Origin of the sequence: Hyphomonas sp. CY54-11-8 (assembly GCF_000682735.1) — a bacterium.
Lineage (GTDB): Bacteria > Pseudomonadota > Alphaproteobacteria > Caulobacterales > Hyphomonadaceae > Hyphomonas.
In genome coordinates, this window is sequence record NZ_AWFD01000001.1 from 470909 (window position 1) to 494882 (window position 23974).

The following is a 23974-nucleotide window of genomic DNA, read 5'->3' on the forward strand; positions in this document are numbered from 1 at the left end:
CCCGGTCTCTCAGAAGTCAGACCAGCTTGCGCCCGGTCTCACCAATCTCGTTACCAGTTATCTGCCCGAGGATCATCTCGTTATGTGCAGAGCCCGACGGGATCATCGGAAGGCAGTTGCCGTCCTTCTCGATCATGCAGTCGAACAGGACCGGGCCCGGATGCTCGATCATTTCCATGATCTTGTCGTCCAGCTGGGCAGGGTCCTCGCAGCGGATGCCATGGGCGCCCATGGCTTCAGCCAGTTTCACGAAGTCCGGCAGGCTTTCCGAATAGGAGTGCGAATAGCGCTCGCCATGCAGTAATTCCTGCCACTGGCGCACCATGCCCATCCATTCATTGTTGAGGATGAACACTTTCACCGGCAGGCAGAACTGAACCGCCGTGGAGAGTTCCTGCATCATCATCTGGATCGAGGCTTCGCCCGCAATGTCGATGACGAGGGCTTCCGGATGGGCGCACTGCACGCCGACAGCTGCCGGCAGGCCATAACCCATCGTGCCGAGGCCGCCGGAGGTCATCCAGTGGTTCGGCTCGTCGAAATGGAAGAACTGCGCCGCCCACATCTGGTGCTGGCCGACCTCGGTCGTGATGAAGGTCTCGCGCTCGCGGGTGAGGGCATAGAGGCGCTCGATCGCGTATTGCGGCTTGATGATCTTGTCCGACGGCTCATAGGCGAAGCAGTCGCGGGCGCGCCAGACGTCGATCTCGGCCTTCCAGGGTTTCAGGTCCGGTTTCTTGCCCTTGCGGTGCTTCACGGCCGCGATCAGCGCTTCCAGTGCTGCGGCGCAGTCGGCAACGATCGGCACGTCGACCCGGACGATCTTGTTGATCGAGGAAGGGTCGATATCTATGTGGACCTTCTTGGAATTCGGCGAAAAGGCGTCGATCCGGCCGGTCACGCGGTCGTCGAAGCGGGCGCCGACGCAGATCATCAGGTCGCAATCGTGCATCGCATTGTTGGCTTCGTAGCTGCCATGCATGCCCACCATGCCCAGCCAGTCCTTGTGGGAGGCCGGGAAGGCGCCGAGGCCCATCAGGGTGGAGGTGACCGGAATGCCCGTCTCGGCCTGCAGCTTGCGCAGCGCTACGGAGGCTTTCGGGCCGGAATTGATAACGCCGCCGCCGGTGTAGAAAACGGGCCGGCGGGCCATGGCGATCAGCTCGGCGACAGCCTCAATGGCTTCCGGTTGCGGTTCGGTGCGCGGGGCGTAGGTCGGCTTGTGGACGCCGTCCTTGCCGGAATAGGTGCCGGTGGCGAACTGGACGTCCTTCGGGATGTCGATGACGACCGGGCCGGGGCGGCCGGAGGTCGCGATGTGGAAGGCCTCATGGATGGTACGGGCCAGCTGGTCGACATCGGTGACGAGGTAATTGTGCTTGGCGCAGCTGCGCGTGATGCCGGTCGTGTCGGCTTCCTGGAAGGCGTCCGTGCCGATCAGGTGTGTCGGCACCTGGCCGGAGATGACGACCATCGGGATCGAATCCATCATCGCATCGGTGATCGGCGTGACCATGTTGGTCGCGCCGGGGCCGGAGGTGACCAGCGCCACGCCGCACTTGCCGGTGGAGCGGGCATAGCCTTCGGCGGCATGGCCCGCGCCCTGTTCATGGCGCACCAGGATGTGGCGGATGTCGTCGGCGGCGAACAGCGCGTCATAGATCGGCAGGACGGCGCCGCCCGGATACCCAAACATGACCTCTACGCCCTGTTCCCGGAGGGCCGTGATTACGATCTCGGCGCCGGTCATCAGGCGGGTTTCGGTCTTCTGTTTGGTTTTGACGGTCATGACTTGGCTCTGGCGTCTGAGGTTAGAAAGGAAGGTTTTGTCCGGGATGTTTTCTGAAAAGAAAAAGGGCCCCCTTCGGAGACCCTTTTGTGCGCACACCCGCAACCGGTTCTGGCGAACTCCGGCTACGGGTGTCTAAGTACGAGTACCTCTGACATGCGCACGTGCGTTTCCTCCAACGACGGGGGCTAGGAATAATCTGCCTCCATCTCCCTGTCAATCTCCCTGTAGAGGGCAAGAATCACCCGCATGCGATCGCTCATTTCGGTGCCGGGAATTCTCGGCCAGAACGGGAACTGCCTGCCAATCCACGTGAATTGCCTCTTTGCATAGCGCCGCGTGTCGCGCTTGGCGTTCTCGGCGGCGAATTCGGCGCTGATTTCGCCGCGGGCAAAGGCGGCCAGCCACGGCATGCCATGGGCCTTCATCGCCGGCAGTTCGGGGTCCAGCCCCCGTTCGATCAGGGCCCGGGCCTCGGCCATGGCGCCCTGCATCAGCATGCCTTCGAAGCGCCGGTCGATCTTGGCATAGAGCTTGGCGCGCGGCGGAGTGAGGGCGAAGCCCATCCATTCCCGGTCCAGGAGGACAGGGGGCTGGCGCTCATTGTGGAAGTCGGTGATCGGCCGCCCGGTTGCGAGCCAGATCTCATAGGCGCGGGCGAGGCGCTGCCTGTCTCCGGTGCCGAGGCGTTCGGCGGTTTCCGCGTCGTGCGGTGCAAGCCGGGCGCGCAGGCCCTCGGCACCCTCGGCTTCGGCAATGTCGCGCACTTCGGCGCGGACCTCTTCCGGCACGGGCGGGATGGCCGACAGGCCCTGTGTCAGCGCCAGCAGGTAAAGCCCGGTGCCGCCGACGATCACGGCGCGCTTATTCTTCTTCTGGAGCACGCGGATCTTGGCGCGAGCCTCCTCCAGCCACTGGCCGGTGGAATAGCGCTCGGCCGCGTTGACGTGGCCGAACAGGTGATGCGGCACGCCCTGCATCTCTTCCTCGTCCGGGCGGGCAGAGATGACTTTCAGGTCCCGGTAAACCTGCATGGAATCGGCATTGATCACCTCCCCGTCGAGCCGCCGGGCGACTTCGATGGCGAGGGCGGTCTTGCCGCTGGCCGTAGGGCCGTGGATCAGGATGGCCGGGTGCATGCCAATAGAGGTAAGGGGTTGTCATCCAAGAGGAAACCCATGATGACGCGGGAAAACCCGGGAATACTGTCATGAGCCTCAGGATTGTCGCCGTCGCTGCCATGGATGCCGCGAAACTGGAAGCGGAAGTCTCGCCGGAACTCGGCCGGGTCGCGCCGTCGCGTTCGCTTGGCAGTGTGGACGGGCTCGTCGCGCTGGAATGGCAGGTGCCGGGCACAGAGGACGAGGCCGCGCGCCTGCGGGCCCGGCTGGCGGAGAAGGGGCACCCCGTCGACACCGCTGTGCTGCCCGCCTCAAGCGGCCGCAAGCGCCTTCTGATCTCGGACATGGATTCCACCATCATCGGCCAGGAATGCCTCGATGAGCTGGCAGATTTCGCGGGCCTGAAAGCCGAGGTTTCCGCCATCACCGAACGCGCCATGCGCGGCGAACTGGACTTTGAAGGCGCGCTCACCACCCGTGTGGCGATGCTGAAAGGCCTCGGCCTCGATGCGCTCGATCACGCTTATTCAGAGCGGATCACGCTGAATCCCGGCGCGAAAACCCTAGTCGAGACGATGAAGGCAGACGGGGCTGAAACTGTCCTGGTTTCAGGCGGTTTCACCTATTTCACCTCCCGCGTCGCTGCGGCTGCCGGCTTCCACACACATCGCGGCAACACGCTGATCGATGATGGCACGGAGTTGACCGGAGAGGTCGGCCGGCCAATTCTGGGCCGCGAAGCAAAACTCGCCGCGCTGGACGAGTTTGCAGCGTCCGGCGGCATCCGCCGGGAAGACGTGATCGCGATGGGCGACGGGGCGAATGATCTTGCCATGATCAAGGCGTCCGGCCTCGGCGTCGCCTATCACGCCAAGCCTGTCGTGGCCGCCGAAGCGCATGCCGCGATCGAGCACACAGACCTTCGCGCCGCGCTCTTCTTCCAGGGCTATGAGGCGAAGGAATTCGTCAGCTAGGGGGTGGATAAACGGCCCTCCAGACCGTGAACTACACCGTGAATACACCATGTATGGACCATGTATGGTGCGGCCCTGACGTCCAATTTCGGTTCCGGCCGGTATTTATTTGTAACGTCATTACATTACGTGTATGGTCTCCGGAAAATGGAACAGAGGGAGGCCAATATGAGAGGCAGACACCGGACCGGGGCAGGGACAGCGGAAGTGTCACTGACGCCGATGCTGGACGTAGTTTTCATCCTGCTCATTTTCTTCATGGTCACATCGAACTTCACGCAGGAGCAGGCGATCAGGTTGGAGTCGCCCGCCAGCGGCACGGGCGCCGGCTCTGGCAAGGCCATGCTGATCCAGATCAGCGAGGATGCCGTAATCCGCGTCGACGGGCGGACGACTGATATCGGCGCCGTCCGCTCGGCCATAGAACGCAAGAAAGCAGAAACGCCGGACATCCAGATTGCCATCGAAGTGGAGTCAAAGGCAAAATCCGGCCTGGTCACCCTGGTCCGCGACGCCGCCTATGATGCCGGGTACACAGAAGGGGTCAGTATCGGAATGGCGCAGTCCGCCGAGGCGATCTGAACCTACTTCGCGAGATCGACGCTCAGGAACTGGTCGAACCAGCCGGCTTCGCCGCGGCGTTTGACGCGGACCAGCAGCGGCTCTGCCGGAGTGGCGCGGGCAGCTTTCACTTTTTCCAGCGTATCGGTGACCGTCGAGACGCGCTCGAAATTGATTTCGATGATCACGTCGCCGCGTACCAGCTTGCCATAGGCCGGGCCGCGGGCCGAGACGGAAGTGACGACGACGCCTTCGACGTCTTTCGGCACGCCATAGCGGCGGCGGATATCGTCATCCAGGCTGGAGAGGTCGGCGCCGAGATCGTTTGCGCTGGCGGGCAGGTCCGGCAGCTGGGCGGCGTCTTCATCGGCCTGTTCCTGGAGCTCGCCCATGGTGACGGTGAACGTGCGCGCGCGGCCGTCGCGCACGAGGCGCACAGGCACATCCTTGCCGATCGGTGTGTCGGCGATGACGCGGGTCAGTTCCCGCACGCTGGAGACCGGCTGGCCGTCGAAGGTCAGGATCAGGTCGCCAACTTCCAGCTTCGCCTTGTCGGCCGGGCCGTCATCGGTGATGCGGGTGACGATGACGCCGCCCTTGCCGCTGGCGCGGTAGGCGCGGACAAGGGCTTCATCCGCATCCTGAACATTGACGCCCAGCCAGGAGCGGCGGATGCGGCCGGACTTGATCAGTTCGCCAGTGATCCGGTCAACGAGGTTCGACGGCACGGAAAAGCCGATGCCGACGGAGCCGCCGGTCGGCGAGATGATGGCCGTGTTCACGCCGACGACTTCACCGCCGAGATTGAACAGCGGGCCACCGGAATTGCCGCGGTTGATGGCCGCGTCGGTCTGGATGAAATCATCGGAGCGGCCTGCGTTCAGGTCTCTGTTGCGGGCCGAGATGATGCCGGCGGAGACAGAGCCGCCAAAGCCGAACGGGTTGCCGATGGCGATCACCCAGTCGCCCACTTCTGCCGCGTCGCTGTCGGCGAAGCTGACAAAGGGCAGGGGCGTGTCGGACTTTACCTTCAGCACGGCGAGGTCCGTATCCTGGTCGCGCCCGACCAGTTCGGCATCCAGCACGCGGCCATTGGCGAAATTTACTTCGATCTCGTCAGCGCCTTCGATGACGTGATTGTTGGTGACGACATAGCCGTCGGCGCTGATCACGAAGCCGGACCCGAGCGAGCCCTCGCGGCGGAAACCGTCATCATCGCGGCCGAAGAAATCGTTGAACCGCTCCATCGGAGACCCTTCCGGGAAGGTCGGCATGCCTTCCGGGGCAACCGTCTTGGACGTGGAAATGTTCACCACGGCCGGCATCAGCCGCTTCGACAGGTCGCGGAAACTTGCCGGGCGGTCTTTCTGGTCGAGGCCCTCGACCGGTCGGGACAGGCTCTGCTGCGCTGCGGCAGGGGCAGCGACCGGAACAGAGACGAGAAGGGCAAGGGCGGCAAGAGCCGGGAATCGCATGTGACTACGGCTTCCTCTGCGGGCGGATCATGGAAGTGATTTTACCGCAGACTATGGCGCTTTGCGGGCAAGGTGCAACAGATTCAGCCCAAGTGAACTGCAAGCCATATCAGCACGATGCCGACCGCGCCGCCGCCCAGGCCCGCCATGGTCAGTTCGCGTGTGCTCATCTGCGTCACGAGGACGGCGAGGCGGCGCATGAAGTCGGGGGCGACCGCATAGGCCGCCCCTTCCAGCAGAAACCACATGCCGATACCCGCCAGCAGGATCAGTGGCAGAGACATCGCTGAAAGCTCCCCAAGCTTACTTCGAGTTCTTGCGCGCGGCGGCGATGAACTCGTCGCACAGGCCAAGACTGTCCGGGGCAACCACGATCTGCGTATTGCCCTTCTTCAGCGACTGTTCGCAGGCGATCAGGGCGCGCTGGAAGCGGAAGAATTCCGGATCGCGGCCATAGGCGCTGGCATAGATCTCGTTCCGCTTGGCGTCGCCTTCACCGCGGATCTCTTCTGACCGCTGGTTTGCCTCGGCGAGGATGACCGTCTTGTCGCGATCAGCCTTGGCACGAACCGCCTGGGCCTGCTTGTCGCCATTGGCGCGGATCAGCTCGGCTTCCTGGTTCCGGGCCGCTTCCATGCGGCGGAAGACGCGTTCGGAGACGTCAGCCGGCAGGTCGGCCCGGCGGATACGCACATCGATGATGTCGATGCCGCGCCCGGCGATCGAGTCCGACAGGTTCTCGCGGATCTCGTCCATCAGCGTAGCCCGCTGGCCGGAAATGATCTCTTCCGGCAGCTTGTTTGCCAGCGCGTTACGGATGGCCGTGTTCGTGAACTGCGACAGCTGGTTCTCGGCCACGCGCTGCGTCTGCAGGCGCTGGTAGAAGGCGAGGGGATCAGAGATCTGGTAGCGCACGAACGCGTCCACGATCAGCTGTTCCTGGTTTGAGGCCAGCACTTCGATGTTCGGAATGTCGAGGCCGATATTGCGGCGGTCGTATTTGATGACGTTCTGGATGAACGGCATTTTCGCTTTCAGGCCGGCCTGGTTCTGCCCGGGGGCGTTATAGGCGGCCTGTGCCTTACCGACCTGCAGGACGAGCGCCTGTTCGGTCTGGTTGACGATGAAAAAGCTGTTCATGCCGACAATCAGCGCCGCGGCGGCGATGACGAGGGCGAAGATACCAAGTCCACGCATGATGATCGCTCCTATTGGCTGCTGCGGTTGGGGTTGACCGGCAGGTAAGGCACTGCGCCGGAGTCGGAGTCGAGGATCACCTTGTCGGCATTGCCGAGGACCCGCTCCATCGTCTCGAGATACATCCGCTCGCGGGTCACCTGCGGTGCCTTGCGGTATTCGTCGAGGATGGAGGTAAAGCGTGCGGCTTCACCGGTTGAGTTGGCGATCACCTGCTCGCGATAGGCTTCGGCGTTCTGCAGCACCTGCTGGGCCTGGCCTTCAGCACGCGGGATGATGTCGTTGGCGTACTTGTTGGCTTCCTGGATGGCCTTTTCAGCATCCTGGCCGGCATTGACCACGTCGATGAAGGCCTGGCGCACCTGCGCAGGGGCGGCCGCTTCCTGGATCTCGACGTTCTGCACCTGGATACCGGCGCGATAGTCGTTCATCAGGGCCTGGAGCTGGGTCTTCACCTGTTCGGAGATCGTGGTCCGGCCCGTGGTGATGACATCGTCGAGTTTTGACTTGCCAACCACTTCACGCATCACGCTCTCGGCGGAGGCTTTCAGCAGCTCGCTGCCGCCATCCACGTTGAGGATGAAGTTTTCCGGATTGGCCGGATCGTAGAACCAGAAGACGCGGAAGCGGACATCGACGATGTTCTCGTCGCCGGTCAGCATCAGGGCTTCGTTGGAGTTGTTGCCGATCTGGGTTTCCTGCTGCTTCTCGGACGGCATGACGACATGCGTCTCGATCGGGGCAGGCAGGTGGAAGTGCAGGCCGGGCGTGAAATTGGTCTGCCACTGGCCGAAACGGAACACAGCGGCGCGCGAGCCTTCGTCGACCACGACGACACCCGTCATCAGCCAGGCTACGAGCGCGATGCCGGCGAGAACAAGGATGCCGAGCGGGCCGAAATTCGGGCCGGACCCGCCGCCACGGCGCCGGCCACCGCCGCCGCCATTGCCGCGATTGCGGAAACGTTCCTGCATCCGGCGCATCTGATCCTCGAGGTCACCGCCTCCGCTGCCGCCGGATGGGCGTTTCCAGGGAGAGTTGCCATCGTCCCCCCCTTTGTCGCCGCCACCGCCGCCCCACGGGCCGCTACCTTTTGTTTTATCATCCCAGGGCATGGCCCCTCCTGTTGCGCGTGTTCGCTTCCATATAGGTGCTTTGCTAATAGATGCATGCCCTTTTCGGGGCATCAAGGGATAGAGGGTCGCGGTCATGTTCGGTTCTAAGGGGAAAACCCGGCAAAAACAGGCGGATGCTGTCATGAAAGCGCTTGGCAGCCCGGCCTGGCTGGAGTCAGTCAGCGTGGACGAGAACGGTCGGGCCGTGCTGGTGATCGAGGCCGATCCGGCTGATACGGCGGCCGCAGAGGCCCTGCGGATGGAAGCCGAAGGCAAGGCGGGCCTCGTTCCGGGCATCGAAAAGGTCACCACGGTGCTGACCGCAGTGCGGCATAATCACAGTCACAGCCCTGCGCCGGTGGCACCGAAAGGCCAGCCAAAAGGAAGGACCGAGCTGCTGAATCTCACTCCGTCGCCGCGCCGGGTGCAGAAAGGCGCCCGCCTGTCGGATGAGGCGATGCAGCAGGGTGCCCCCCAGCGCCAGCAGGGGAGCATCGCGAAAATCCCCGGCATCTCCCGCATCCTCGTCGTCGCCAGCGCCAAGGGCGGGGTGGGCAAGTCGACCGTTTCGGTGAACCTCGCCGCCGCCCTCGCCAAGACCGGCATGAAGGTCGGCCTGCTGGATGCCGACATCTATGGCCCCTCCATCCCCACCATGCTGGGCACGCAGGGGGCTGAGCCGAAGGGCTCGAAGAACAAGAAGTTGATCCCGGTCGAGGCGCACGGGATGAAGACGCTGTCCATCGGCTATTTGTCAGACCCTGACGCGCCGATGATCTGGCGCGGGCCGATCGTCATGTCGGCCATCACGCAGATGCTGAACGATGCCGAATGGGGTACGCCGGAAGACCCGCTGGACGTGCTGGTGATCGACACGCCGCCAGGCACGGGCGACGCACAGCTGACCATCGCGCAGAAAGTACCGGTGACCGCCGCGCTGATCGTGACAACGCCGCAGGAAGTGGCGCTCGCAGACGTGCGCCGTGGCGCGGCTATGTTCACCAAGACCGCCGTGCCGGTGATCGGCCTGGTCGAGACGATGAGCTATTTCCAGGACCCAGCGGGCCAGAAGCACTACCTGATGGGCCATGGCGGCGGCAAACGCATGGCCGATGCGCTCGGGATTCCCTTGCTGGCAGAGGTGCCGATGCTGCAGGCCATCCGCGAGGGCGGCGATGCAGGCGTGCCCGCGGCCATCGGCGACGAGGAAACGGCCAAAGCCTTCCACGAGCTTGCCCGCAAGGTCGCCATCGGCCTCGACACGCTTGAAACCAAGGCGCCGCCGGAAATCGTGTTCGAGGATTAGTTCTCGCCGCCGAAATGCTCTGCGGCCAGCGTCGCTGCGAGGCCGATCATGTTTTCATAGCCGGCCGTATTGTTGTTCAGGATGACGATCACGCCGTTTTCTTCCGGCACCAGCATGATCAGGCTGAGATACCCGATCAGGCGGCCATTATAATAGGTGACGCCAACGCTCTGGTCGTCCGTGACGGGGAGGTCCGCCACGCTCCAGGCCATGGGCGTGTCGGCGTTGAAGGCTTCTGCGGCGGCAGCGTCTGAATAGATCTCGCCATCGATGACGGCGTGTCCCCAGGCGTTCAGGTCATCCGCGGTCGAGACCATGGAGGCCGTGCCGCGGAACAGGACCGGGTTCACGACGGGGATGGCTTCGTAAGTGCGGTCATCATTCTTCAGGTAGTTTACGGCGAGGCCGTCTGTGTCCCGGTAGAGCTGGCCGGTCGCAGTCATACCAAGCGGGCCCAGGATTTGCGTCTGCAGACAGGTCTCGTAATCCATGCCGGAATAGCGGTCGATAATGAGCGCCAGAAGATAGTAATTTACGTTCGAGTACAGATAATCTCTGCCGGGGGCGAATTTCAGGTCCAGCCCTTCAAGCGCCTCCATAAAGGACGCATCCGTGAAGGCGCGCTTCACATCATTGTCGAACCAACCGGGGATATCGATGTAATGCGGAATGCCTGACCGGTTCTGCAGCAGCTGGCGCAGCGTAACCTCGCCCGCATACGGCACATCGAATTCGGGCAGAAGTTCAGCCAGCGTCTGGTCCAGCCCGAGCTTTCCCTCATCCACCAGCTTCAGCACCAGCGCCGCCGTGAAGCTCTTGGTCATGGAGGCGATTGGGAAACGGGTTTCGGGCGTGACGTCCACAGCGTCCGCTATCGGGGACGCATTCACGGCTTCGCGCAGAAGGATGTCGTCCCCCTTGCTGACAAGCAGCGTGCCGGAGAAGGCCAACTCGTCGAGCAGGGTGGAAAGCGCGTCCGTATATGCTGCTTCGGCGCTATGCGTCGCGGCAGGCGTGTCAGGGGTTGGGCGTTCGGCAGTGCAGCCGCACGCCAGCAGGGCTGCGGCAAGCGCCGCGATCAGGCTTTGTTTCATGACGGCCGCAGGTAAGGAGCGTTGACAACCTAGTCCAGTCGCTTGCGCTCAATTTTGCTTGATCCGGCCGGCAGGACGAAGGCCATGCCGTCTTCGCCCATGACGATGGGGCCGTCGAAGGCTTTCTTCGTGCCTTTCAGGAAGGCAGGGTAAAGAATGCGGCTCGGCTGGGCGGGCACGATATGGGTAAAGACCAGAAGACCGGCGCCGGCTTCGCTTGCCACTTCCGCCGCCTGCACGGGGCTGGTGTGATAGTCCGGAATGTCGTGCATGATCTTTTCGAGCCGTTTGGCACCGAGCGTGTCCAGCCGGCCGGCAATTTCGCCCACCATCTCGTCATTCAGGGCCTCGTGGACCAGGACATCTGTAGTGCGGGCGAGATCGATCAGGGCCTGGCCTTTCTTCGTGTCGCCCGAAATCGTGACCGAACGGCCCTTGTAGTCAAACCGGTAGGCGACCGCCGGATGCACCGGGCTATGGTCCACCGGCACGGCGGTGATGGTGAGGCCGTCCCGCTCATAGACGCGCACCGCGCCGCCATCGGTGACGAAGGGAAAGGCCTCCGCGCCCGCACCGGAGGGCGGCACGACATCCGCGCCGTGATGGGCGATCCGGTAGACCGCATCCTGTGCGTAGGCCTCGTTGAAGCCGGTTGCGACACGTTCCACGCCTTCCGGACCGTAGAGGGCAAGCGGCGTGTCGGCCCCGCCGGCGGCCCAGTGCTGCAGCATCACTTCGCCAAGGCCGTCGATATGGTCGGAATGGAAATGCGTCAGGAAGGCTGCTTCCACCCGGCCCCAGGGCAGGGCAAGCTCGCCGAACCTCCGGCCGGACCCCGCGCCCGCATCGACGATGAAGACGCGGTTGCCCGCTGTGACGACCGTCATCGGACCGGCCCGCTTCGCATCCGGCAGGGGGGAGCCGGTGCCGACCAGAACGACCATCAGGCCGTCAGGCACACCAGAAAGTGCGCTCCTGCCGACATTCTTCCTCAGCGCGGAACTGAAGACCGCCTCTCCGATCTGCACACTGAAGACTGTGCGGGCAACGGCCCCGGCCACAAGCAACAGCGCCAGGATAACAAGAACCGGCTTCAGAAATCGCATTGTTGTCCCCCTGCCTGATGGATCAGGCGTTGAAGTTGAGCTTCAGGCCGGGTTCCGGCCAGCGGCATTTGATCAGGTTTCCGGTTCCCGACAGCGTGATGTAGGCATCGCGCATGTCGTCCCCGCCGAAGGCGATATTGGTGACGAGGATGTCCGGAAAGGCGATATGGCTGAACTCGCCCTCGGGCGTGATCGTCGTGATGCCGCCGTTCAGGATGGTTGCCACACAGACATTTCCCGCAGCGGTCATGCCGAGGCTGTCGAAATATTGCAGACCCGGCATGGTCGCCACGACCCGCCCGCCATTGAAAGGCGTGGCCGGCTTGATGACGCCGGGGCTCTCCAGGTCGAACGCCCACATGCGGCCGGTCATCGTATCTGCCATGAAGACCGTCTTCTCGTCGGGCGAAAGGCCGACGCCATTCGGGCTGGAATAGTGGTAGTCCAGTTCCTTTGCGGCGCTTGCGCCATTGGCGAGGAAGTACAGACCGCCGAAATCGCGGTGGCGGTCATAGGTCTTGCCGTGGTCGGTGAAATACATGTTGCCGTCTTTGTCGAAGACGAGGTCGTTCGGACCTTTCAACGGTTTGCCGTCGACTTCTTCGATCACGCGCTCGACCTTGCCAGTAGACAGGTCCACGCGCTCGATGCGGCCGCCATCATAGTCCGGCGGGCAGTTGCCGGGGATCAGCATGCCGTCCTGCTCGTGATAGATGAAGCCGCCATTGTTGCAGACCCAGAGTGCGCCGTCCGGTCCGATGGCCAGGCCGTTGGGGCCGCCGCCGGGCGTCGCGATCACTTCGGTCTTGCCGCCGTCCCAGCAGCGCGTGATGCACTTCTTCTCGATCTCCACCACGATGATGGAGCCGTCAGCCATGACGACGGGGCCTTCCGGAAAGCGCAGGCCGCTGGCGATTGTTTCAAATTCCATGTTTTTCCTCCCATAGATGGAGGTCACCCTAGGCGCGACCGGGCGAAACTGCAATCTGGCAGTTAGAGTGTCAATACTTTTTGCGTGCGGCCCTGTCAGGCGCGCGGCGCGGTGGCTACCTGACGATCCATCCGGACAATGGAGAAGGCGTGATCATTCCCATTCCCGGCCGGATAGGTGGCGAGCGTTTCGCTGGACCAATCCTTCGCGTGCAGCTCCGGGAAATGGACATCGCCGTCGGGGCTGGCGTCGACTTCGGTCATGAAGATGCGGTCCACATAGGGCAGGGCGAGATCATAGATCGTAGCGCCGCCGATGACGAAGACGCAGCCGGCGCCCTGCCGTGCGGCCACGGCGCGAGCCGCATTGATGGCGGCCGGAAAGCTGGAATAGACCCGCGCGCCGGGGGCGCTATAGGTCCAGTCACGCGTCATCACGATGTTCTCGCGGCCCTTCAGCGGGCGTACCGGCAGGCTTTCCCAGGTCTTGCGGCCCATCAGGATGGGGCAGCCCATCGTCACCTTCTTGAAGAAGGTCAGATCGTCTTTCAGGCGCCATGGCAGGTCGCCCTCATTTCCGATCACATTGTTCTTGCCGCGGGCGGCAATAAGGCAGACGTTCAGACTGTCCGGCATGGGGGCAACACCTTTGTTGCTGATTTCCTGTCGGGGTGACGGGGGCAGCCCCGTGCAGGTGATGTAGTGGCCATTACACCCGGGTAATGACAAGACTTGCAACTCAGCGGCGTCTGCCAATAATGCCAGTCAGCCGGGGAGCTTCGTGATTAATACTTTGATTTCAGTGCTTACCAATGGGCACGCAGAGCAGCTGCTGCCTGCGCTTCTGGCGCTGGCGCTGACATTCGGGGCAATCTGGTACCTCCAGGGCCGCTTCTGGGCGATCATCTATGTCGCCCTGATTCCCTTCCTGAACTGGTCGTTCGGGGTCATTCCGGAGTTCCAGGTCGTCACCCCGCATACGAGTGAGATGTTCCCGCACGGGGTCTCGCTGCACCCGATGACGATGGTGACCGGCATGGTGTTCGTGGTGCGCGATTTCGTGCAGCGCGAGATGCACCACCGCGTGCTGATCGTGATGGCGCTCGCGGTGGGCTGGTCGTTCTACTATGCTTGGCCCGTGATCGCGCTGGCCAGCGGCGTCGCCTTCGCCATTTCCGAAGGCGTGGACTGGCTGATGTTCACCTTCACCAAGTACCGCCTGTCGACGCGGATCCTGCTGTCCAGCCTGTTCGCGGCGCCAGTGGACACGACCGTCTTCCTCTATGGCGCAGACCTCGCCAAGCAGATCGAGCTCGGCGCCGACCCCGGCAACTCGCTCCATGTCTGGAACTGGATCGTCTTCGTCATCGGCAAGATGGTCGGCGCGGTCATCGTGTCCGCCGTGATCCGGCGGCGCGAAGATCTTGGCCTGACCAATCCTGCCGAATTGTGAGGGGGCCTTTCAGCCCGCGCGCAGTTCTTCCTGCACGATGGACGGCCGCTTCTCGATCAGCGCTAGCAGCACGCGGGCGGGGCCTTCGGGGCGCCTGCGGCCCTGTTCCCAGCCGCGAACCGTTCCGACCGCCACGCCAATGCTGCGCGCGAACTCCGCTTGAGATAGGCCAGAGCGTGTCCGGATGGCGGTGACATCCGGTTCCGGTACGTCGATCTGATGTACGCGGGCGCCGGTTTTCTCACCCTTGGCATGGGCAAGGGCGTCTTCGAGGCCTTTCCGGATGCTGTCATAGGCTTTGGTCATTTGCCGCCTCCATAGGTTTGCGCGATCAGGTCGCACAACTTGATTAAGTCCGCCTGTTCCTTGCGGGACAGGTTTGCCTTCTCATTCTTCGCAAACACCGTCAGCAGGAACAGCGGCATGTCAGGTGCCCGGAAAAAGTGGAGTACGCGATAGCCGCCACTCTTTCCGCCACCTTGCCTGGCCATGCGGACTTTTCTGAGCCCGCCACCCAGAGACACGCCAGCCTCCGGGTTCAGGGCCAGATGCGAAACCAGATCTTCCCGGTCCTTGTCCGTCAGACCGATGTCAGCCGCCCGGCGCAAGAATTCGGGCGTTTCGACAACGGTCTGATGAGCCATATTCTGCCTCGTATATGAACGTCATTGACGTATAAGTCAATGACGCACACCTTTAATCCTCGCTGACGGTGAGGTTCAGCGTGGCGAGGAAACCAGCGAGGCCGGCGCCGATCAGCGGGGCTACGATGAACAGCCAGAGCTGGGTTAACGCTTCGCCGCCCACGAACACGGCCGGGCCGAAGCTGCGCGCCGGGTTCACCGACACGCCCGTCACCTGGATGCCCGCAATGTGGATCATGGCCAGTGTCAGGCCGATGGAGATACCGGCAAAGCCTGCGGGGGCGTTCTTCGCGGTCGAGCCGAGAATGACCACCAGGAACAGGAAGGTCGCCACGACTTCGAAGACGAAACCTGCCGCGAGGCTGTAGCCGCCGGGTGAGCCGGCATCATAGCCGTTCTGGCCGAGGCCATTGACAGCGATGTCATAGCCCGGCTTGCCGCTGGCGAGCATGTAGAGCACGCCGGCTGCGATCAGGGCGCCGACGAACTGGGCCGCCCAGTAGAGGAACATGTCCTTCATGCCGAGGCGCCCGGCGACAAAGGCACCGAAGCTGACCGCCGGATTGATGTGACAGCCCGAAATCGGCCCGATGCCATAGGCCATGGCCACGATGGACAGACCGAAGGCGAGTGCAATGCCCAGCTGGCCGACAAACTCGCCCGCCAGCACGGCTGCGCCGCACCCGAACAGGACCAGCGTGAACGTGCCGATGAGTTCCGCGATAAAGATTTTCATTGGGTACCCTCCCAGATAGTCCCCGGGTCCTCCCCGGTGGATCGTCTAAGAGTGATCGAATTCGCTTTATGCGGCAATCGGTTGCGCGTTCCGGGAGAAACCGCTGGTCAGACTTCCTCGATGAGCTGCGGGCCCTGATTACGGACATTGCCGACCGCTGCGCCGACGGGCCAGGCGTGCATGGCATCGGTGGGGAAGGGCTCGAACAGGTCTTCCACCTCTTTCGTCGAGGCGGTCAGCCAGCGGGTATAGTCCTGCGAGTCCAGGATCACCGGCATGCGTGTGTGCAGCCCGGCCATCAGATCGTTTGGCCTGGTCGTGATTATGGTGAAGCTGTCCAGTTCCGACCCATCGATCATGGCCCGGTCCCAGAGCCCCGCAAAGCAGAACCAGCGCCGGTTGCGCAGGCCGATGGCAAAAGGTGTCTTGCTGTTTTTTGGTCCGGTCCATTCATAGAAGCCGCTCGCCGGGATGAGGCAGCGCCGGTGGCGGAACGATCCGCGAAACGTGTTCGATTCCTGCAGGCCTTCGGCGCGGGCATTGAAGGTGGAGAATTTCTTCTCCTTCAGCGGCTGGTGCCACCAGCTGGGCACAAGGCCCCACATGGCGGGCGCCATCTGCACCGTACCCGCCGCCTGTGCCTCGCCCTCCGGCGTCAGGCGGATGATGGGCACGTATTGCGTCGGCGCGATATTATAGGCCGGCTCGGGCGGCTCCACGCCTGCCGGCGGGATCAGCGACAGGGCCGCGTGATACTCCGCCCAGGTGACGCCATGCCTGAAAAACCGTCCGCACATGGAGCCAGCGTAGAGGCCGGCGCGCCCCCTGCCAATCGCGATCTCTCTATCCGGTTAAACCCTTATTGAAGGGGAGACTTTATACCGCCAGCTAGACACCAGCACAAACGACAGGAGCGATCATGAGCATGGGTACCAAGGACTATGCCGCCATTACCGGTTCCATCAATGAAGGCATCAAGGGCCTGCGCGAGACCGGCGCGGTGGAAACGCTGAACCAGTTTGCCGCCATGTCGAAAGCCGCCCTGTCCGATGGCGCGCTCGACAAGAAGATGAAGGAACTGATCGCGCTCTCCATCGGGGTCGCGACGCATTGCGATGGCTGTATCGGCTTTCACACCAAGGCGCTGAAGCGTCTCGGCGCGACGGACGAGGAAGTGGCCGAAGCGCTCGGCATGACCGTCTACATGGGCGGTGGCCCAAGCCTCATGTACGCCGCCGACGCCTGGAACGCCTGGCAGGCCCTGAAGGACTAGTCTCGTCTAGACAGCCACCGGCGCCTTGATGTGGGCGTGGGCCTGGTAGTTCTCGAGCTGGAAGTCTTCATACTCCCAGCCGAACAGGTCCGTCTTGTCCGGGGTCATGCGCATGGTCGGCAGGGGCAGGGGCTGGCGCGAGAGCTGAAGCTCGGCCTGCTCGACATGGTTCAGGTAGAGGTGCGCATCGCCGAACGTATGGATGAACTCACCGGGCTTCAGGCCCGTGGCGCGCGCCATCATCATGGTCAGCAGCGCGTAGGAGGCGATATTGAACGGCACGCCGAGGAAGATGTCGGCCGAGCGCTGGTAGAGCTGGCAGTTCAGCTTGCCGTCCATGACATTGAACTGGAAAAGGCAGTGGCAAGGCGGCAGGGCCATCTCGTTCACGTCTGCAGGGTTCCAGGCTGACACGATCAGGCGGCGCGAATTCGGATTGGTCTTGATTTCGTCCAGCACCCACTGGATCTGGTCGATCGTGCGCCCGTCCGGCGCGGCCCAGCTGCGCCACTGCTTGCCGTAGACGGGGCCAAGGTCGCCATGCTCGTCGGCCCACTCATCCCAGATCGAGACCTTGTTGTCCTTCAGGTACTTGATATTGGTATCGCCCTTCAGGAACCACAGAAGCTCGATGATGATCGAGCGCAGGTGCAGCTTCTTGGTCGTGACCATCGGGAAGCCGTCTTCGAGATTGAAGCGCATCTGGCGGCCGAACACCGCCCGCGTGCCGGTCCCGGTCCGGTCGCCCCGCTCAAAGCCATTTTCGAGCGCATCGCGCAGAAGATCGAGATACTGTTGCATGGATCCGGCTCCTCAGCTTCTCAGGGCATTTCATCTGGCCAGCTTCTCTGGCGTGTCACAAACGACCCGTTTCTAGCGCGATTCCTTTTAGCGCGCCTCCCTCGTCGGGCATTGAACGAAGCGGCGGGACCGGGCGACCCCCAAAAGTTAATGCAGTTTTACCTGCCCGACAGAAATTCGAGCTTCGGGTAGAACGCTACTGCAACTCAAAGTGTGCATTCTGCAGGATGATTCCGGGTGGCGGAGCTGGGAAAATGCTTTCTCGAATGAAGACTGTTCAGCAACTAGTGCAGCGGTATCGTCAGGATACGCGCGGCAATATCATGGTGCTGATGGCACTGATTATCGTGGCGATCATGGGCCTGGCCGGGTTCGCCATCGATTTGCGGTTCACGATCTCCCAAAAGGAGAAGGTCCAGTACGCCATGGATTCCGCCGTGCTTGCGGGAGCCCTGGAACGCCAGAAGGGCAAGACCGACGAAGAGGTGAAGGCGGAAGTCCGCAATTATGCCAACTCGTTGATCAGCATGCAGGGCGGCGGCATGACCTGCACGGGCATCGGCGTGGTGCTCGATGATGTCAGTGAAGACATCACAGCCAACATCACCTGTACGCAGCCGACATTTATTTCGCAGATCCTCGGCCAGGACCATCTGGATTTCAGCGTGTCGACCACGTCGACCTATTCGGTCGGCAAAGTGGACGTGGCCTTCGTGTTCGACGTCTCGGGCTCGATGAACAGCTATAACCGCCTGTCGCTTCTGAAGACGGCGGCCAATGCCGCCTTCGACACCCTGCTGCCGGACGACATGCCGGATGACAAGACGATCCGTATCGCGGTCACCACCTACAATAATTCCGTCAATGCCGGATCCTACATCAATGCGGTGACCGACGGTGTGTCCCTGCCGGCAGATGCTTCGAACCTCGCCGCTTCTGCTAATTTCAATTCTTACAATGGCAAGCGGATGTACGATTCCGCGACCGGCAAGCGTTTCTTCTACTACCAGACCGGTACCTGCCTCGATTATGGGTCTTGTGATCAGAATTCGAACTGGGACTGGGATCCGGCGCGGCGCTATTATTCAGATGTGTCGGTCACGTCCAGCTGCGTCTATGAGCGCACGGGCAGCCAGGCCGACACCGATGTCGCGCCCGGCTCACTCGCCTGGATCGGCGCAGCGAACCCGGAATGGTATTTCAGCTACAGTGACCGGAACAAATACCGGGGCTGGCAGGAGGTCGCCTATGGCGGCGCCAATTCCAATACCGGCGCGTTCCGTAACAACTATGCCACCTGCCGCGATTCCGGCCCGGTTCCGTTGACGGACAACAAGGCTGCGCTCCAGGCGCATGTGAACAGCCTGACGGCAGGCGGCGGTACGGCCGGCCATCTCGGCATTGCGTGGGGCTGGTATCTCATCTCGCCGAACTGGTCATCGATCTGGCCAGCGGAGTCCAAGCCGTGGAACTATGACGAGGTGAACGCTACCAAGGCCCTCATCCTGATGACCGATGGTGACTTCAACTCGCAGCACTTCTCTGCGTCCAAAGGCTCTTTCCAGCAATCCATGGACCTCTGTGACCAGATGAAGGCTTCGCCGTCCAAGGTGACGATCTACACGGTCGGCTTCCAGGTGCCGGATTCGGTACAGAAAACCGGCGACGGGCGAACGATCCTCGAATACTGCGCCACCAGCCCGGCCTTCGCCTATTCGGCCGCCGACGGGGATGAGCTGTTGCAGGTCTACAAGGAAATCGCCCAGTCGATCGCCGACCTGCGCATCAAGCAGTAAGCCCTAGTCGTCAAAGGTGACCGTGCCGTCCTGCACGTGCAGGGCCTGGGCGCGGTCGCCGAAACTGTCGAACAGGAATTTCTCCGTGCCGGTCAGCCAGGCCTGGCCGCCGAGAGCGCAGATCTCATCGAACAGGGCGGCGCGCCGGTCAGGATCGAGATGCGCGGCGGCCTCATCCAGCAGCAGCAGGGGCGGCGGCCCGTCACGCTCCGCCTTCAGCGCTGTGGCTGAGGCGAGGATCAGACCGATCAGCAGCGCTTTCTGCTGTCCGGTGGAGGCGTCCTTGGCGGGCGCGCCGGTCGGGCGGTGAATAACGGCGAGGTCTGAGCGGTGCGGGCCTTCCAGCGTGCGCCCGGCGGCCATGTCGCGCCGGCGGGATGTGCGCCAGGTCTCGGCCAGCATTTCGAAAATGAATTTGAAATCCTCGCCGCGCATGGCGGCCTCTTCGGCCTTGCCTTCGAGGGAAACATCCGCCTTCGGAAAATGCCCCTCCGGGCGGGCTTCGATCGCGGCCTGCAGGGACTCCAGGACATGCGCGCGGTTGATGGCGATCTCGGCCCCGCTTTCGGCGAGGCGCGTCTCGATCGCATCGGCCCAGGCCGGGTCGACATGGCCGCGCTCCAGCAGGGCATTGCGTTCGCGCATCGCGCGCTCATACCGGCTCGAGGCGCTGGCATGCGACGGCGTATGGGCCAGAACGAGCCGGTCATAGAAGCGCCGCCGGTCGCTGGCGCTGCCGCGGAAGACGCCGTCCATGTTCGGGGTCAGCCAGACGATGCGGACGATCTCTGCCAGTTCCGTTGCCGTCGACGGCGCGCCGTCGAGCCGCACGATCCGCTTCGATCCGCCGCCGGATGTGTCCAGCGTCACGCCGATCCTGTGCTCGTCGGCGAGTGTCGCGGCAACGGTCCAGCTTCCGGCTGAGCCGGATCGCGCCATGTCGGGCAGGGTGGAGGAACGAAGCCCCCGGCCCGGTCCAAGCTGGCTGACGGCTTCCAGCAGATTGGTCTTGCCTGCGCCATTGGCGCCATAGAGGCAGACATGCCGGCCATCCAGCGGCAGGGTCAGGGACTCATAATTGCGGAAGTCCGTAAGCGACAGTCTCGTAAGTGCGGTCATGTCGTCATGCGGGCTCTGCGCCGCCTGGCCTCCTGGATCAGACGCGCAGTGGCATCAGCACGTAGCGGGCGGAGTCGTCGGACGGGTCCAGGACGAGGGCAGGGGAGGCCGGGTCATTGAACATGAATTCGGCATCCGGCGCTTCGATCTGGCCGGCAATGTCGAGCAGGTATTTCGCGTTGAAGCCGATCTCCATCGGCTCGTCGCCATACTCGGCTTCGAGTTCCTCGTTTCCGACGCCAGTTTCGGCATGGTTCACCGCCAGCACCAGCTTGCCGTCCGAAAGGGACAGTTTCACCGAGCGCGAGCGCTCCGCCGAGACGGTGGACACGCGGTCGACAGCGGCTTCGAAGGCCTTGTTGTCGATCGACAGCTTGCGCGTGTTGCCCTTCGGGATCACGCGGGCATAGTCCGGGAACGCACCATCGATCAGTTTCGAGGTCAGCGTCGCGCGGCCGGCGCGGACGATGATCTTGGTGTCGGAGACTTCGACATCGACCGGACCGTCCAGACCATCGATCAGGCGGCGGGCTTCGCCCACGGCCTTGCGCGGCACGATCACGCCTTCCAGCCCGGCAGAGCCTTCCGGCGCCTTCGTGTCGGCAAGCGCCAGGCGGTGCCCGTCGGTTGCGACAGCACGCAGTACCGGCTTGCCGTCGGCATCGTCAGTGGCATGCAGGAAGACACCGTTCAGGTAATAGCGCGTTTCCTCGGTCGAGATCGCGAAACGGGTCTTGTCGATCAGGCGGGCCAGGTCCTTGGCGTCCAGCGCGAACTTGATGGCGCTGTCGTCGGTGGTCATGGTCTGGAAATCGGAAGCCGGCAGGGTCGGCAGTTCGAAATGGGAGCGGCCGGCCTGGATGGACAGGCGCTGGTTCTCCGGCTGCAGTTCCAGCTCGACCTCGGCGCCGGCGGGCAGTTTGCGAACGACATCGAACAGGGTGCCGGCCGGAGCCGTCACCGCGCCTTCGCTGGCCACTTTGGCAGGGGCGCTGTCGACCGCTTCGATGTCGAGGTCCGTCGCAGTGAGGCGAAGCTCGCCGCCGGACGCCTGAAGCAGCACGTTGGACAGGATCGGAATTGTGTTGCGCCGCTCGACCACGTTCTGCACGTGAGAGAGCGCATTGAGGAGGTCGCCGCGTTCGATCGTCAGTTTCATCGTGTTTCCGTCCATCCCGGACAGCGCTGCTGCTGTCCGTTAAACCCTGTTGCGTCTGCCTGCTGGTCTGTCCCGCCGGTACACGCCAACGGAATCAGCCCGCCCCTAGGAAGGGAACGGGCTGAGAACACTTAAACATCCATGCGAAAAAGCCAAGCGTTGATCGCGGTCCCAGCTTAATCAGTTCGTTAATGGCCGCCGGCCGCCTGCAGTTCGAGGATCGCAGCCGCCACGCGCGCAATGTCTGCGGCCAGTTCTGTGTCCTTCGGCAGGGCCTTGGTCAGCTTCCGGTGGGCATAGAGCACGGTCGTGTGATCGCGCCGGCCGAAGGCCCGTCCGATCTGCGGGAACGACTTATGGGTCTGCTCCCGGCAAAGATACATTGCGATCTGGCGCGGATAGACGACTGTGCGGGCCTTGGACGGGCTTTCGAGGTCGGTCTTCGAGACATTGAAGACCTTCATCGTTGCCTTTTTCACCAGTTCGATCGTCGGCGCCCGCACTTCCCCTTCCATGCGGCGGATAACCCGTTCCAGCATGTCGGAGGTCGGCGCCATCGAGCCGAAGCCTGCCTCGGTGAAGAGGTTCCAGACTGCGCCAGTCAGTTCCCGGCCGGGGCCGCGGATACCGGTGTGGATCCGCTCGATCAGCGCCTCGTCCAGCACGAACTCCGGATGAGCCTCCGCGATGTGACGGGCCAGACGGCGAATGATCTCGCGCCGCATATCTTCGTCCGGCAGCTCCACCTCGACGACGGTCGCGCCTTTCAGCTCGCTCATCATGCGCGGGGAGAAGCCGGCCAGTTCGCCCGGCGTCTTGTCGCCGGCGAGGACGACATTGCCGCCCTGCCCGGTGACTTCGCGGATGTTCTGGAACAGCTCGGTCTCCGTGCCCGGCTTACCCGAGATGCGGTGCAGGTCGTCGATCAGCAGGATCGAGGCAGCCCGCAGGCGCTTCTTCAGGGCGCTGGTGTCCTTCGCCTTCACGCCGTCCGTATAGGCCGACAGGAATTCCTCCGCCGTCAGGTACACGACCGTCGCGTCGGCATTGGTTTCCAGGGCGCGGGTACGCAGCGCCAGCAGCGTATGGGTCTTGCCGGTGCCCTGCGGGCCGGAAATCAGGTGAACCTGTGTCCCGACCGGCTGGCCATCGGCCACACGCTTGGCCAGTTCCACGGAAATCGCATTGGATTTTCCGGTCACCAGCGTGCCGAACGTCATTTCCGGGGCGCCGGAGGAGGGACGGGGCGTCTGAGCTGCCTCGCCATCATCTCCGCCAGACCCGTTGCCAGCGCTGCCCGCTGCCGCTTCCGGCTCAGCATTGGCCCACGGATCTTCGACGATGGCGCGCAGGTCAGCCCCTGTTTCCTTCCAGCAGACGAGCCGGATGTCGCGCCGGGCATCGTCATGCTCCTTCCAGATGCGCTGGAGGATATGGCGATGATCCGCTGACACACGGTCGTAGGAAAGGCGATCACGCGCGGCGATCACGATCTTCCCGTCAACTTCTGCGATCAGCTTCAGATCGGCGATCCACCGCTCGAAATCCGCGGTGGAGAGGACCTCCTTCAGATGTTCCCGGACGGCCTGCCAGATGGCCTGGCCGGGAAGGCTGGAGATCTTCTTGTTGGTTTTGGAATCTACGCTGGCTGGAGTGTCAAAGAGTGTATTTCGGTCCATGCCGAGCCCCATTTTTTTGTTATCTGTTTCAGCCACCAAACCGGCACGCAACACCCCTGTCCAGTCACCCGAAACTGGCCCCGAAAATACTCCGTACAGGGATGTTTATCGTTGGTAAACTCAAGGTACCGACGGGGGTGATCAAACACAAGTGTATCTTTTTTCGGACAGCCGTGATTGGCGTGTTGACTCTTTCCACAGCACCCCAGAGAGGCGAAAAAAACCTATATGGCTCAATGGTTTTTTGCGCGTGTATGGACCTGCTTTTTTTTTGAAGTGAGCTCTTGCGCACAAAAGTTCACTTTTGTTCTGTCAACATCACCTCATCAATATTGGCTGTGAAATTCGTGCCAAAAGCAGGAAAAATTTTGGAACGGTTTTGAATACCGGTCTTTGCTGCGCATTCGTGCGGGGCGGACGGGGCGAGATCTGCAATATCGCATTTCTGTAGGTTCTTCCCGCAATTATGTGACACGCAATCGGGCAAACCCTGACTGCGAATTGGGCGTAGGGCAAGAATATTCGAAGACAGGATTTCTGGCCAAAATCCGGGCAAGATTTCGGACCGGATTCCAGGCCAGACTCCAAGCCAGATTCCAAGCCAGATTCCAGGTACGAAAAAACCCGCTAGGCGAGGCGCCAGGCG

The 23974-nt window shown here is 62.7% G+C and carries 24 protein-coding genes; 6 read left to right on the top strand and 18 right to left on the bottom strand.

What is annotated here, in order from left to right; translation table 11 throughout:
• Positions 1 to 16 precede the first annotated feature (16 nt).
• Together HY17_RS02450 and miaA are read right to left on the bottom strand one after the other, a co-directional pair.
• On the bottom strand, positions 17 to 1789 hold the full coding sequence (locus HY17_RS02450) for an acetolactate synthase 3 large subunit (protein ID WP_034761812.1): 1773 nt from the start codon (positions 1787 to 1789) through the stop codon (positions 17 to 19).
• 188 nt (positions 1790 to 1977) lie between these two features.
• Positions 1978 to 2928 carry a tRNA (adenosine(37)-N6)-dimethylallyltransferase MiaA gene (gene miaA / locus HY17_RS02455; RefSeq protein WP_034761814.1) on the bottom strand — a complete coding sequence of 317 codons (951 nt, stop codon included), beginning with the start codon at positions 2926 to 2928 and terminating at the stop codon, positions 1978 to 1980.
• A 71-nt stretch (positions 2929 to 2999) separates the two neighbouring features.
• Here miaA and serB point away from each other — a divergent pair, with 71 nt between their 5' ends.
• Together serB and HY17_RS02465 are read left to right on the top strand one after the other, a co-directional pair.
• Positions 3000 to 3884, top strand: coding sequence for a phosphoserine phosphatase SerB (gene serB, locus HY17_RS02460; RefSeq protein ID WP_081812925.1), 885 nt, complete (start codon positions 3000 to 3002; stop codon positions 3882 to 3884).
• A 168-nt stretch (positions 3885 to 4052) separates the two neighbouring features.
• A complete protein-coding gene (locus HY17_RS02465) occupies positions 4053 to 4466 on the top strand; it encodes a biopolymer transporter ExbD (RefSeq protein ID WP_034761815.1) in 414 nt (137 codons plus the stop codon).
• A 2-nt stretch (positions 4467 to 4468) separates the two neighbouring features.
• Here HY17_RS02465 and HY17_RS02470 read toward each other — a convergent pair whose 3' ends face one another.
• The 4 genes from HY17_RS02470 to hflK form a co-directional block, all read right to left on the bottom strand.
• Positions 4469 to 5920: a Do family serine endopeptidase gene (locus tag HY17_RS02470; protein WP_034761817.1), complete on the bottom strand. Its 1452-nt coding sequence runs from the start codon at positions 5918 to 5920 to the stop codon at positions 4469 to 4471.
• Between the two features lie 83 nt (positions 5921 to 6003).
• Positions 6004 to 6204: a DUF2065 domain-containing protein gene (locus tag HY17_RS02475; protein WP_034761820.1), complete on the bottom strand. Its 201-nt coding sequence runs from the start codon at positions 6202 to 6204 to the stop codon at positions 6004 to 6006.
• 19 nt (positions 6205 to 6223) lie between these two features.
• Entirely contained in the window at positions 6224 to 7117 is an 894-nt protein-coding gene (gene hflC, locus HY17_RS02480; RefSeq protein WP_034761823.1) for a protease modulator HflC, read from the bottom strand.
• Positions 7118 to 7128: 11 nt separating this feature from the next.
• A complete protein-coding gene (hflK, locus tag HY17_RS02485) occupies positions 7129 to 8232 on the bottom strand; it encodes an FtsH protease activity modulator HflK (RefSeq protein WP_034761825.1) in 1104 nt (367 codons plus the stop codon).
• Between the two features lie 142 nt (positions 8233 to 8374).
• On the opposite strand from hflK, the gene HY17_RS02490 reads away from it, so the two are divergent.
• Positions 8375 to 9538, top strand: coding sequence for an Mrp/NBP35 family ATP-binding protein (locus HY17_RS02490; RefSeq protein WP_233348587.1), 1164 nt, complete (start codon positions 8375 to 8377; stop codon positions 9536 to 9538).
• Here HY17_RS02490 and HY17_RS02495 read toward each other — a convergent pair.
• From HY17_RS02495 to HY17_RS02510, 4 genes are all read right to left on the bottom strand, one after another.
• Positions 9535 to 10632 (bottom strand): serine hydrolase, encoded by a 1098-nt coding sequence (locus tag HY17_RS02495; RefSeq protein ID WP_034761829.1) that lies wholly within the window; start codon positions 10630 to 10632, stop codon positions 9535 to 9537. The genes HY17_RS02490 and HY17_RS02495 overlap by 4 nt on opposite strands.
• 29 nt (positions 10633 to 10661) lie before the next feature.
• Positions 10662 to 11738 (bottom strand): MBL fold metallo-hydrolase, encoded by a 1077-nt coding sequence (locus HY17_RS02500; RefSeq protein WP_034761831.1) that lies wholly within the window; start codon positions 11736 to 11738, stop codon positions 10662 to 10664.
• 22 nt (positions 11739 to 11760) lie between these two features.
• Positions 11761 to 12669, bottom strand: coding sequence for an SMP-30/gluconolactonase/LRE family protein (locus HY17_RS02505; protein WP_034761833.1), 909 nt, complete (start codon positions 12667 to 12669; stop codon positions 11761 to 11763).
• A gap of 95 nt (positions 12670 to 12764) precedes the next feature.
• A complete protein-coding gene (locus HY17_RS02510) occupies positions 12765 to 13304 on the bottom strand; it encodes a dihydrofolate reductase (RefSeq protein WP_034761835.1) in 540 nt (179 codons plus the stop codon).
• A 145-nt stretch (positions 13305 to 13449) separates the two neighbouring features.
• Here HY17_RS02510 and HY17_RS02515 point away from each other — a divergent pair, with 145 nt between their 5' ends.
• Entirely contained in the window at positions 13450 to 14121 is a 672-nt protein-coding gene (locus tag HY17_RS02515) for a hypothetical protein (protein ID WP_233348589.1), read from the top strand.
• 9 nt (positions 14122 to 14130) lie between these two features.
• Here the strand turns inward: HY17_RS02515 and nadS are convergent, their stop codons facing one another.
• The 4 genes from nadS to HY17_RS02535 form a co-directional block, all read right to left on the bottom strand.
• Positions 14131 to 14427 carry a NadS family protein gene (gene nadS, locus HY17_RS02520; protein WP_034761837.1) on the bottom strand — a complete coding sequence of 99 codons (297 nt, stop codon included), beginning with the start codon at positions 14425 to 14427 and terminating at the stop codon, positions 14131 to 14133.
• A complete protein-coding gene (locus HY17_RS02525) occupies positions 14424 to 14765 on the bottom strand; it encodes a type II toxin-antitoxin system RelE/ParE family toxin (protein ID WP_034761838.1) in 342 nt (113 codons plus the stop codon). The genes nadS and HY17_RS02525 overlap by 4 nt, the downstream gene beginning before the upstream one ends.
• A gap of 52 nt (positions 14766 to 14817) precedes the next feature.
• Positions 14818 to 15501: an aquaporin Z gene (gene aqpZ / locus HY17_RS02530; protein WP_034761841.1), complete on the bottom strand. Its 684-nt coding sequence runs from the start codon at positions 15499 to 15501 to the stop codon at positions 14818 to 14820.
• Positions 15502 to 15608: 107 nt separating this feature from the next.
• Positions 15609 to 16298: an SOS response-associated peptidase gene (locus HY17_RS02535; RefSeq protein WP_034761844.1), complete on the bottom strand. Its 690-nt coding sequence runs from the start codon at positions 16296 to 16298 to the stop codon at positions 15609 to 15611.
• A gap of 122 nt (positions 16299 to 16420) precedes the next feature.
• Here HY17_RS02535 and HY17_RS02540 point away from each other — a divergent pair, with 122 nt between their 5' ends.
• Positions 16421 to 16774, top strand: coding sequence for a carboxymuconolactone decarboxylase family protein (locus HY17_RS02540; RefSeq protein ID WP_233348591.1), 354 nt, complete (start codon positions 16421 to 16423; stop codon positions 16772 to 16774).
• Positions 16775 to 16780: 6 nt separating this feature from the next.
• Here HY17_RS02540 and HY17_RS02545 read toward each other — a convergent pair whose 3' ends face one another.
• Positions 16781 to 17575, bottom strand: coding sequence for a thymidylate synthase (locus tag HY17_RS02545; protein WP_034761848.1), 795 nt, complete (start codon positions 17573 to 17575; stop codon positions 16781 to 16783).
• Between the two features lie 266 nt (positions 17576 to 17841).
• Between HY17_RS02545 and HY17_RS02550 the strand changes: the two genes are divergently transcribed.
• Entirely contained in the window at positions 17842 to 19371 is a 1530-nt protein-coding gene (locus tag HY17_RS02550; RefSeq protein WP_034761850.1) for a pilus assembly protein, read from the top strand.
• A gap of 3 nt (positions 19372 to 19374) precedes the next feature.
• Here HY17_RS02550 and recF read toward each other — a convergent pair whose 3' ends face one another.
• The 3 genes from recF to HY17_RS02565 all read right to left on the bottom strand — a co-directional run bounded on the left by recF (position 19375) and on the right by HY17_RS02565 (position 23328).
• Positions 19375 to 20490, bottom strand: a complete 1116-nt coding sequence (gene recF / locus HY17_RS02555) for a DNA replication/repair protein RecF (RefSeq protein ID WP_034761853.1) — start codon at positions 20488 to 20490, stop codon at positions 19375 to 19377.
• Between the two features lie 37 nt (positions 20491 to 20527).
• Positions 20528 to 21649, bottom strand: a complete 1122-nt coding sequence (gene dnaN, locus HY17_RS02560; RefSeq protein WP_034762513.1) for a DNA polymerase III subunit beta — start codon at positions 21647 to 21649, stop codon at positions 20528 to 20530.
• 188 nt (positions 21650 to 21837) lie between these two features.
• On the bottom strand, positions 21838 to 23328 hold the full coding sequence (locus tag HY17_RS02565; RefSeq protein WP_197020210.1) for a DnaA ATPase domain-containing protein: 1491 nt from the start codon (positions 23326 to 23328) through the stop codon (positions 21838 to 21840).
• Positions 23329 to 23974 lie beyond the last annotated feature (646 nt).